Genomic DNA, 11,163 nt, shown 5'->3' with positions numbered 1-11,163 from the left:
GTTATTAGCTGAGCACAATATTGTGCAGAGTATGTCAAGGAAAGGCAATTGTTTAGATAATGCCGCGATGGAGAGTTTCTTTGGTCGGATGAAAGTGGAATGTTTTTATGGCAAAACTTTCGACAGCATTGAAGAACTTGAATCTGTTATCAAAGAATATGTTCGTTATTACAATGAGGAAAGAATACAATTAAAATTAAATGGACTGAGCCCTGTTCAATACAGAATTCAGTCCTTAAAATAACAGTCTAACTTTTCGGGGTCAGATCATTGCAATGTTCTACCCCAATATGCGTCATCATTCGCTCACTATCCGCAAAGTATTGGATTTTTTCACAGAAACATTCGGTGAACGGGTTTATTGGCAAGCATAAAAACGCCCGAAATGTTCGGGCGTTTCCTTCATTTACTAATACATCGCCATTATCACCATTACCCAAATAATACTGAGTGCCGGGCCGAGCAGACCAACGACAATACCGCCTAAGCGGAATTCTGACTGACGAATTAAACCGGTACTGAATGCGATTGCATTTGGTGGAGTTGAAACAGGTAAAAATAACGCACACGATGCGCTTAACCCAATGACTAACGGCAAAATTGCCGGAGAAACATCGCCGGAGAAGACTTTTAATAATGATAATCCGACCGGAATTAAAATCGTGGTGGCAGCCGTGTTACTCATAAAGTTAGATAACACTACTGTAATAAATGCAAATAAAATCAACAACATCATAAAACTGATATGGACGTGGCTTAATTGATTGACAAAATGCGTCGCAATTTTTTGTTCTTCAATAGCCAAACCTAATGCTAGACCACCGGCAACTAACATTAAGGTATCCCACGGCAATTTACGCACATCATCCGAATCAAGCACGCCAAGCATTGTTAAACCAACGATAGGAATACCTGAAGCAGCAGCGATCGGCATTCCGAACCATTTTGCTGTCAACCAGAAAAACAGTGTAATCGCCAAAATCACCAACACGATTGTTTTTTGTGTACGATGCTCTTTTTCATCTTCAGGATTTTCAATTTCTTTAGCTTCCTGAAGAAATTGGAATTCTAATTTTTCTTTGGCACTAATGCGATAACGTTTAATTAATACTCGCCAAAAAACTAAAATCAGCACAACGGCAACCGGTGTTCCCATAAGCATCCATTCAAGAAAAGAGATGTGATAACCGATATTTTCCAATGCGCCGACAGCAATCGCATTCGGTGCTGAACCGATAATCGTCGCCATACCGCCAATCGAAGCCGCCGCCGGAATACCCAACAACAAGGCACGAGAAATATTGGCTTTTTTATCCAAAGTCACAAAGAGCGGGCTGACGGTCGCAATCATCATTGCTGTGGTGGCGGTGTTACTCATCAACATTGACATCACCGCAGTTAATGCCATCAAACCAAGCAAGATATTTTGTGGATTTTTACCGAATTTCGGCAACATTCGTTTTAACAACAGAATATCCAACTCTGTTTTTTTCATTGCTTCCGCTAAGAAAAAACCGCCTAAAAAGAGCCAAATAACGCTATCTGACCAAGTTTGCAGATACTGCATCGCATTTTCTGCATCACTTCGCCCCATAATTAACACCAGAAAACCGATAATCAAAATGCCGACTGAAAACGGTGGTATCGCCTCGGTTACCCACAGCGAGATCGCAAAAAAGATAAGAAACAGTACATAATTTTGTGTTTGCGTGAAAACCGGATCACTCAACCAGTTCATCATCGCCCAACCAAAAAACAGTGAAAAAATAAATAAACCGACTTTGCTTTTCCTCACTTCAGCAATCGGATGCTTAGTGAAATTTTTTAGTGATGTGTAAATCGAATCAGACATAACAACGCTTACCCCAAACAACAAATAATAACTTCAGCTGATTATTATAGTAGAAAAAAGGGCAGATAACTCTGCCCTACATCACATTTTTCAACGCTAAATTGTTGGAATTATTAACAATTTTTTCATTATTCTGAAACAGTTAACAATTCGTTCTGATTCCTTGTTCAATCTGCTCGAATAATTGGTAACGTTTCCGATACATCGACCGTTTTTTACTCTGAATTTCTTCCAGCGGACGTTGCTCAACTTGCAACGGTAATTGCCAATATTTATCACCACGTTGCGCACCGTTTTCTTGCCAAAATTCATCATAATTCATATAAATTTTTTTGCTGCCGTGCAGGCGAATTTTGGTTTGATAATGATGAGGAATACCGACCAGCTGCATTTGCCAATGTTGCGCCAACCATTTAAAACACTCCACCAATAAAAACATCGGGCGCATACCGTGCAACTGTTTAGTTAAAGATTTAACAATTTCAGCCGCATTTTCACCTCTCGGACCTTGAATACTGGCGATAAGCATTTGATTATTTTCAATAAAAGCAAATGAGGCATCATAATAACGTTGCTCGGTGCCATCCTGAATATTGATGGAAAAATAGCCTTCATAAAAATCAATTTGATTTAAATTGAGGTATAACCCTAAGCCGTTTTCTAGATCCGCTAATTTAATTGAATTGTTCGCAATCAGTTGTCGACAACGTTCCTCTCCTAATAAACGCTCCATTTGCAACAAGCTGTACTCAATTTGTTGCACTCGCTGTTGTGCCGAAAAACGCTTATCACAATAATGAAACATTACACTATGAAAACGGTGTTTCTGCCGTTGGAAAATCGGCAACCAAAGCGGATGTTGATTCAAAAATTGAATCAGCTGATTTCCTTGACGATAAGTCAAAGTGCGACGTAAAAAATAGCGTAAAATATGGCGAATCTGCTTTAAAAAACGTTGTTCCTGCCCCCAAGGATACATTTCACGCACAGTCGGAAAATGTGTAAATCGTTGTTGTTCTGTCATAATTTCTTTTTCATTCATCATTAAATTGGGCGTTATTCTATGCAACTCCTCCACAAGAGTAAAATTGTATTACGCTAATTTGCAAACAAGTTAAAAAATTACCTTGCAAGCCGATAAGAATTGCATATAAAATCACTTTTATTACATAATTATTCAAAAAATAGGAAGTTAATATGATTCGCAGCACAGAACTTGTTCAATGGTTCCGTCAATCCACACCTTATGTTACAGCGCATAGGGATAAAACTTTCGTGATTATGCTTGACGGCAACACCACTTCCAGCCCAAATTTCAGCAACATTATTGACGACATCAGTTTATTGCATAGTTTAGGTATAAAATTAGTGATCGTCTTTGGTGCAAGAAAACAGATTAATGATGCTTTAGCAGAAGCGCATATTGCCGAGCGTTATCACAAAAATATCCGCGTAACTGATCCGCAAACGTTGCATTTAGTTAAACAGGTGGTCGGCAGTTTGCAATTCGATATTACCGCTCGTCTTTCATTGCGAATGAACAATATTACGCATAACGGCGTGCCGAATGTAGTCAGCGGTAATTTTGTTATTGCACAACCAATCGGCGTTGATGATGGCGTGGACTATCAATTAAGCGGCAAAGTACGGAAAATTGACAGTGAAGGGATCAAGCAACAATTAGAACGAAATGCGATTGTGGTAATTAGCCCTATCGGCGTTTCTGTAACCGGCGAAACCTTTAATTTGGCGTTTGAGGAGTTGGCAGCACAAATTGCGATCAAACTGAAAGCGGAAAAAGTGATCGGTTTTTGCGAAAAACAAGGCATTATCGATGAAAATCAGCAAGTTATCGCCGATCTCACTCTACTTTCTGCAGAAGAGCATTTACGTCAATTCATTGCGAAAGATGCTTATCACAGTTCGGAGGCTCGTTTTCTACAAACCGCCTTGGAAGCCTGCCGTAACGGCGTGAAACGTGCGCATTTATTGAGCTATCTCGAAGATGGTTCTTTGTTACAGGAGCTCTTCTCTCGTGACGGTATCGGAACACAAATCTCGTTAGAAAGTTCAGAAATTGTGCGGATTGCCAATATTAAGGATATTCCAAGTTTATTGGCCTTAATTCATCCGCTCGAACAACAAGGTATTTTGGTCAAACGTTCACGCGAACAGTTGGAAATGGAGATCGATCACTACACGATTATTGATCGTGATGGCGTGATTATTGCTTGTGCGGCATTAAATCCTTATTTTGAGGAAAAAATGGCGGAAATGGCTTGTGTTGCCGTCCATCCGGATTATCGTAACTCTTCGCGTGGCGATATTTTATTAAGTCATATTCAAAAACGCGCGATTGCCCTCGGCATCAAAAAGCTGTTTGTTCTCACCACTCGCACCGTACATTGGTTCCAAGAACGTGGTTTTGAAATCGCTAGCATTGAAGATTTACCGCAAGAAAAACGTGAAAAATATAATTATCAACGCCGCTCTAAAATTTTAATTCAACCTTTAGAAGAAGAGTAATTGACTCAAATAGCCTATTTCTCTGCAAATAGGCTATTTTCTCTACAAAATTTAAAATAATCTCGCATCTCCTCGATTTTTTCCTATAATATCCGCCTTGATTCACCGTGGTTCGCAAACCTCCCACGCAAAAAAACTAGGAATATTTATGCAAAACAAAAAAGCGATCGTCATTTTTTCCGGCGGTCAAGACTCCACCACTTGTTTACTACAAGCACTGCAAACTTACGGCAACGGCAATGTCGAAGCCATTACTTTTCACTACGGTCAACGTCATAGCATTGAATTGGACAAATCGTGCTGGATAGCCAATGATCTCGGCGTGAAACAGACCATTCTCGATCTCTCTTTAATGCAGTCCATTACTCACAATGCGTTGATGGATAACAACGAAACCATCCAGCAAAAACAGGGTGAATTACCCAATACTTTTGTCGATGGTCGTAATGCGCTGTTTCTGCTCTATGCGGCAATCTATGCCAAAGGTCAAGGGATTAGCGATATTATTACCGGCGTATGCGAAACCGATTTTAGCGGTTATCCCGATTGTCGTGATGTTTTTATTAAGTCAATGAATGTGACCCTCAATTTAGCAATGGACTACCGTTTCAACATTATTACGCCATTAATGTGGCTGACTAAAAAAGAAACGTGGGCTTTAGTGGATCAATTAGGCAGATTGGAATATGTGATGCAACACACGCACACTTGTTACGAAGGTGTCGAAGGCGGCTGCCACCACTGTCCAAGCTGCTTATTACGAGAAAAAGGCTTAAACGAATATTTAGCGGGGAAAGAGGCAAAAAATGTTGAAAGTCGCTAAAGAATTCAGTTTTGATATGGCGCATTTATTAGACGGTCACGACGGCAAATGCCAAAATCTTCACGGACATACCTATAAATTACAAGTTATCGTCAGTGGGGAAACTGAGAATAATGGTGCTAAAAAAGGGATGGTGATTGATTTTGCCGATTTAAAACGTGCAGTCAATGAGCTGATTATTTCACCGATGGATCACGCTTTTATTTATGATCAAAGCAGTGAACGAGAAACTAAAATAGCTCAGCTATTACAACAACTTAACTCAAAAACTTTCGCTTTACCGGTGCGTTCCACCGCTGAAAATTTAGCACAATTTATTTTTCAACGCTTACAGGAAAATGTCGGTTTTCATCTGCATTCCGTTCGTTTATGGGAAACGCCCACCTCCTTTGCAGAATATGGTGAAGCGTAATGCAAACTGAATATGCTATTGTTGAAATTTTTGAAAGCCTTCAAGGAGAAGGCTTTAATACCGGGATGCCTGCCGTTTTTATCCGTTTCGGCAAGTGTAATTTAGCCTGTCCGTGGTGCGACACGGATTATCAGACCTTTTCATTGATGACATTGCAACAAATTGCCGATCAAGTTACGGCTTTTAGCGCAAAAAATATCATCATTACCGGCGGCGAACCTACCATTCAACCGAATTTAGAAAAATTATTAAGCTATTTCAAAACGTTAGGTTATTTTATCGCGATCGAAACCAATGGCTTAAAACCGGTTCCGCCGCAAATTGATTATATTGCCACCAGCCCGAAACGGCTGTATCGGCATAAATATCAACAACGTTGTATTACCCACGCCGATGAGGTTCGTATTGTCAATGATGATGAAAATATTCTCTCTTTTTGTCGAGAAATTGCGAAAAAAATTGAGGCAAAACATTATTTTCTCTCACCTTGCGAACAACAAGGCGAGATGAATCTGCTCGATACCATCAGGAAACTTGGGCAACTTAACGAAAATGCCGAGATTAAATGGCAGCTTAGTATTCAAACACATAAATTGGTTGGCATTGAATAAAATAAGCAATCGATTGCGTGAAAGTTTGCATAAATAAGCGTATAATTCGGCTCAGTTTTTTGTTACGACAGGTATCTTAATTATGCAAACAATCAGCCTAAAAAAAATCTACTCCGGTAAAGTTCGTGATCTCTATGAAATTGATGACAAAAGAATGTTGATGGTTGCTTCCGACCGTCTTTCCGCATTTGATGTTATTCTTGATGATCCAATTCCTCGTAAAGGGGAAATCCTCACTCAAATCTCAAATTTCTGGTTTAACAAACTTTCCCACATTATGCCGAATCATTTCACCGGCGATACTGTGTACGATGTTTTACCGGAAGCGGAAGCAAAAGCAATCGAAAAACGCGCGGTTGTTTGTAAACGTTTAACCCCAATCAAAATTGAGTCTATCGTGCGCGGTTACTTAACCGGCAGCGGTTTGAAAGATTATCAAAAAACAGGTTCTATCTGTGGTTTAGCGTTGCCGAAAGGCTTGGTCGAAGCCAGCAAATTGCCGGAACCGATTTTTACCCCATCAAGCAAAGAAGAGATCGGTAATCACGACATCAATATCAGCTATGCGGAATGTGAAAAACTTATCGGCAAAGATTTAGCAGCACAAGTGAAAGAAAAAGCGATTGCACTCTACACCACTGCTGCGCAATATGCTTTAACCAAAGGCATTATTATTTGCGATACTAAATTTGAATTCGGTTTGGATGAAAACGGCGTATTGACGCTAATGGATGAAGTGTTGACACCGGACTCAAGCCGTTTCTGGTCAGTTGACAGCTATCAAGAAGGCATTAATCCACCATCTTTCGATAAGCAGTTTATCCGTAACTGGTTGGAAAACAGTGGTTGGAACAAACAACCGCCTGCTCCGAAAGTGCCTCAAGAGATTATTGATCAAACTGTGGCAAAATATCAGGAAGCATTTGATCTGTTGACAAAATAATAGCGTTCTTCATAAAAAAATCTGCATTTTAAATCAATAAAATGCAGATTTTTATAAGCGCGGATGACTATTTCTGTTCTCCTACATCATCTTTCATCCGCTCTGCTTTTTCACTTTTGCAGTGGCTCACTTTAACTTAACGTCTGAACAATCCGCCCATTCCGCCAAGACCGCCCATTAAGCCTTGCATTCCGCGCATCATTTTCGCCATCCCACCTTTCCGCATTTTTTTCATCATTTTTTGCATTTCTTCAAACTGTTTCAGCATACGGTTCAAATCCTGCACCTGTGTGCCTGAACCGGCAGCAATGCGACGTTTACGTGAGCCTTTAATAATGGCCGGATTTTGACGTTCTTTAAATGTCATCGAATTGATCATTGCTTCCATTCGTTGGAACATTTTGTCATCTACTTGATTTTTCACGTGATCAGGTAAATTCTGCATTCCCGGTAATTTATCCAGCATTGACATCATCCCGCCCATTTTTTTCATTTCGAGCAGTTGTTCACGGAAATCTTCTAAGGTGAAATCATCCCCTTTTTTAAATTTCTGTGCCATTTTTTCGGCTTTTTCCTGATCGACATTACGTTGTAAATCTTCGATCAAAGAAAGCACATCGCCCATACCAAGAATACGAGAGGCAATTCGTTCCGGATAAAATGGCTCCAAAGCATCAGTTTTTTCCCCCATACCGAGGAATTTAATCGGTTTACCGGTAATTTGACGAATAGATAACGCCGCACCACCACGCGCATCTCCATCCACTTTGGTTAGAATCACACCGGTCAAAGGCAAGGCTTCATTAAACGCTTTAGCTGTATTGGCGGCATCCTGCCCGGTCATTGCATCAACGGTAAACAAGGTTTCAATCGGGTTAAGCACTTGATGGATCTGTTTAATTTCATTCATCATCTCTTCATCAACGTGCAAACGACCGGCAGTATCGACAATCAATACATCAAAAAACTTTAATTTCGCTTCCGCCAAAGCTGACTTGACAATCTCTACCGGCTTTTGCGAAGCATCAGACGGATAAAACGTTGCATTAACACTCTGTGCCAATGTTTCCAACTGTTTAATCGCCGCTGGGCGGTAAACGTCGGCAGAAACCACCATCACTTTCTTTTTATGACGCTGTTGCAAAAATTTAGCCAATTTAGCGACACTGGTTGTTTTACCAGCCCCTTGCAAACCAGCCATTAAAATCACAGCCGGCGGTTGTGTTGCAAGGTTAAGCGTTTCATTGGCTTCACCCATTGCCTTTTCAAGCTCTGCTTGAACAATTTTGATAAATTCTTGCCCCGGGGTCAGGCTTTTATTTACTTCAACACCTAAAGCACGTTCTTTAACTTGATTAATAAATTCTCGAACGACCGGCAACGCCACATCGGCTTCCAACAAAGCCATTCGTACTTCGCGTAAGGTTTCTTTGATATTATCTTCGGTTAAACGACCTTTGCCGCTAATGTTACGCAATGTTCTTGACAGACGATCTGATAAATTCTCAAACATAGGAAATCCTGATTCTGAAACGGAGTGTTGACAATGACAATCTAAAAAACACTCGAAAAATAGATAAAAACAGTGGGCATTATACCGAAAATTTGCCTGTTTTCACCATTTGCACATAATCCTGTGGAAAAATTCATAGAAAACTGCTAACTTTTTAAGGCTTATGTTTTTTTAGAGAGCAAAAATTATGTTGTGGATCGGCGTGTTCGCTATCGTTGCTTATTTAAGCAGTATCTTATTAATTACCCCGGTACTAATGAAAGTCCAACAGGGAGAAACTAACAATATTACCCGTTCAGGAAAACAGTGGGTTTTTCATAGTGCGATATTGGCAATCGTGTTGCATTTGATCGGATTAATGAACAGTTTCTTCGTTGCCGGCGGTCAGAACTTTACCCTATTCAATGTTTCCTCATTAATTTCCGTTTTAGTCAGTCTGGTGGCAACATTGGCAATGCTGCGCACCAATACATTCTGGTTTGTGCTGCCTATCGTATACTGTTTTTCCGTAATCAATATTGTCGGAACCACATTTTTTCCGGGCAGTTTCATCAAACATTTAAGCGAAAACAATGGGTTATTGTTTCATATTGCTTTGGCACTTTTCAGTTATATCGTCTTTGCCATCAGCACATTATATGCATTGCAACTTGGTTGGTTAGATCGCAACTTGAAACAGAAAAAAATGACCTTTTCACCAATGATCCCCTCACTGATGAAGGTGGAAAAACAGCTGTTTCAACTGCTGATTTTAGGGGAAGCATTACTGACTATCACCTTAATCAGCGGTAGCATTTATCTGCCAAACTTCTTCTCGGCTGATCAAATCCAAAAAGCAGTTTTCTCTTTCATCGCTTGGATTATTTTTGCCATTTTATTATTCGGTCATTACAAATTACATTGGCGTGGAAAAAGAGTGATCATTTACACGATTTCAGGTATGATTTTGCTCACTTTCGCTTATTTCGGCAGTCGTTTGATTGTGATGTAAATGAGATTTAGGTGGCGTATTTCCATAACATAATATAAATACGCCGGATGATTGATTTAATATAGGATTTTATTTTGGACAGTATCCCCATAAGTACATTATTTATTCTGTTAATTTTGTTACTTATTCTTTCAGCTTATTTTTCAAGTTCGGAAACCGGCTTGCTTTCATTAAATCGTTACCGCGTACGCTATTTAGCGGATAAAGGTAATCGTGGTGCTCAAAAAGCAGAAAAATTACTAAAGAAAACCGATATTCTGCTTAGTTTTATCTTAATTTTTAATAACCTAGTCAATATTATGGCTTCCGCGCTAGCGACAATGATCGGTCTACGCTTGGGCGGTGATGCCGGTGTTGCAATAGCTACCGGTGTGCTAACTTTTGCAATGTTAGTCTTTTCTGAAATATTTCCTAAGACCGTTGCTGCGATTTATCCAGAAAAAATAGGTTTTTTCAGCAGTCATATTTTATCGGTACTGATCAAAATCTTCCTACCGTTAGTCTATTTTATCAACTTCTTTACTAACGGCTTAATGCGTTTAATCGGGCTAAAACCGGACATCAAATCTCATTCCATCAGTGCAGAAGAGTTACGCAGCATTGTGAACGAATCCGGTAAATTTATTCCGCGCGCTCACCAACAGATGCTGCTTTCCATTTTAGATATGGAAAAGGTCACCGTTGAAGATATTATGGTGCCTCGAAATGAAATCAGCGGTATTGATATTGAAGATGATTGGAAATCGATTATGCGTCAATTAAATCACGCTGCTCATAGCCGAATTGTTTTATACAAAGAAAATATGGATGAAAATGCACTGGGTATCTTACGTGTTCGTGAAGCCTATCGTTTAATGACCAATACCAATGAATTTACCAAAGAAACCTTAATGCGCGCCGCCGATGAAATTTATTTTATTCCTGAAGGAACGACTTTAAATGCACAATTATTAAATTTTAAAAATAATAAAGAGCGTATCGGTTTAGTTGTTGATGAGTATGGCGATATTAAAGGCTTGGTTACGTTGGAAGATATTTTAGAAGAGATTGTCGGCGAATTTACCACCTCTAATTTGCCGTCTATTGAAGACGAAGTACAACCACAATCAGACGGCACGGTCATTATTGACGGCTCGGCTAATATCAGAGATTTAAATAAAATGTTTAATTGGCATCTCGACACGGATGAAGCCAGAACTTTCAACGGTTTTATTCTGGAACATTTGGAAGATATTCCACAAGAAGGTACAGAATGGCGAATCGGTAATTTAAAAATTAAGATTCTGGAAGTCAGTGATAATATGATTAAACAGGCTAAAGTGAAAAAGTTAAGTTGATTGTTTAGAAGATAAAAATACCACCACTCTTTAATGATCTGCACCCCAAAAGTTGGACTTATTATCCAACAGACAAAGGTGCAGATTTTTTATGACTAAATATAACCAAACATTTAAACAACAAGTGGTAGATTTCTACTTTCAACACGAGGAAA

At 39.5% G+C, this 11,163-nt stretch carries 11 protein-coding genes and 1 riboswitch; of the genes, 8 read left to right on the top strand and 3 right to left on the bottom strand.

Going from position 1 to position 11,163, the window contains the following annotated elements:
* Positions 1 to 244, top strand: a 244-nt coding sequence (locus tag A3EO_RS0110545) for an IS3 family transposase (RefSeq protein WP_018347042.1), incomplete at its 5' end; no start/stop codon positions are given.
* Between the two features lie 165 nt (positions 245 to 409).
* Here the strand turns inward: A3EO_RS0110545 and A3EO_RS0110540 are convergent.
* Positions 410 to 1,852, bottom strand: coding sequence for an SLC13 family permease (locus A3EO_RS0110540; protein ID WP_018347118.1), 1,443 nt, complete (start codon positions 1,850 to 1,852; stop codon positions 410 to 412).
* A gap of 142 nt (positions 1,853 to 1,994) precedes the next feature.
* Entirely contained in the window at positions 1,995 to 2,876 is an 882-nt protein-coding gene (locus A3EO_RS0110535; RefSeq protein ID WP_026211119.1) for a VirK/YbjX family protein, read from the bottom strand.
* 176 nt (positions 2,877 to 3,052) lie between these two features.
* Here A3EO_RS0110535 and argA point away from each other — a divergent pair, with 176 nt between their 5' ends.
* The 5 genes from argA (at position 3,053) to A3EO_RS0110510 (ending at position 7,167) form a co-directional block, all read left to right on the top strand.
* Positions 3,053 to 4,378 carry an amino-acid N-acetyltransferase gene (gene argA / locus A3EO_RS0110530; RefSeq protein ID WP_026211118.1) on the top strand — a complete coding sequence of 442 codons (1,326 nt, stop codon included), beginning with the start codon at positions 3,053 to 3,055 and terminating at the stop codon, positions 4,376 to 4,378.
* A gap of 101 nt (positions 4,379 to 4,479) precedes the next feature.
* A riboswitch (PreQ1 riboswitch) is annotated at positions 4,480 to 4,524 on the top strand.
* A gap of 2 nt (positions 4,525 to 4,526) precedes the next feature.
* Entirely contained in the window at positions 4,527 to 5,201 is a 675-nt protein-coding gene (gene queC, locus A3EO_RS0110525; RefSeq protein ID WP_018347115.1) for a 7-cyano-7-deazaguanine synthase QueC, read from the top strand.
* Positions 5,185 to 5,613, top strand: a complete 429-nt coding sequence (gene queD, locus A3EO_RS0110520; protein WP_018347114.1) for a 6-carboxytetrahydropterin synthase QueD — start codon at positions 5,185 to 5,187, stop codon at positions 5,611 to 5,613. Before queC ends, queD begins: the two co-directional genes overlap by 17 nt.
* Positions 5,613 to 6,224, top strand: coding sequence for a 7-carboxy-7-deazaguanine synthase QueE (locus A3EO_RS0110515; protein ID WP_018347113.1), 612 nt, complete (start codon positions 5,613 to 5,615; stop codon positions 6,222 to 6,224). The genes queD and A3EO_RS0110515 overlap by 1 nt, the downstream gene beginning before the upstream one ends.
* 82 nt (positions 6,225 to 6,306) lie before the next feature.
* Positions 6,307 to 7,167 (top strand): phosphoribosylaminoimidazolesuccinocarboxamide synthase, encoded by an 861-nt coding sequence (locus A3EO_RS0110510; protein WP_018347112.1) that lies wholly within the window; start codon positions 6,307 to 6,309, stop codon positions 7,165 to 7,167.
* Between the two features lie 136 nt (positions 7,168 to 7,303).
* On the opposite strand, the gene ffh is transcribed toward A3EO_RS0110510, so the two are convergent.
* Positions 7,304 to 8,680 carry a signal recognition particle protein gene (gene ffh / locus A3EO_RS0110505; RefSeq protein WP_018347111.1) on the bottom strand — a complete coding sequence of 459 codons (1,377 nt, stop codon included), beginning with the start codon at positions 8,678 to 8,680 and terminating at the stop codon, positions 7,304 to 7,306.
* Positions 8,681 to 8,867: 187 nt separating this feature from the next.
* Here ffh and A3EO_RS0110500 point away from each other — a divergent pair, with 187 nt between their 5' ends.
* Both A3EO_RS0110500 and A3EO_RS0110495 read left to right on the top strand, forming a co-directional pair.
* Complete coding sequence (locus A3EO_RS0110500; RefSeq protein WP_018347110.1) at positions 8,868 to 9,671, top strand: cytochrome C assembly family protein; 804 nt, start codon at positions 8,868 to 8,870, stop codon at positions 9,669 to 9,671.
* 74 nt (positions 9,672 to 9,745) lie between these two features.
* Positions 9,746 to 11,008 carry an HlyC/CorC family transporter gene (locus tag A3EO_RS0110495; RefSeq protein ID WP_013745369.1) on the top strand — a complete coding sequence of 421 codons (1,263 nt, stop codon included), beginning with the start codon at positions 9,746 to 9,748 and terminating at the stop codon, positions 11,006 to 11,008.
* Positions 11,009 to 11,163: the final 155 nt, after the last annotated feature.

Origin of the sequence: Gallibacterium anatis DSM 16844 = F 149 (genome assembly GCF_000379785.1) — a bacterium.
Classification (GTDB): domain Bacteria; phylum Pseudomonadota; class Gammaproteobacteria; order Enterobacterales; family Pasteurellaceae; genus Gallibacterium; species Gallibacterium anatis.
This window is presented reverse-complemented; position numbering and strand designations above follow the sequence as displayed.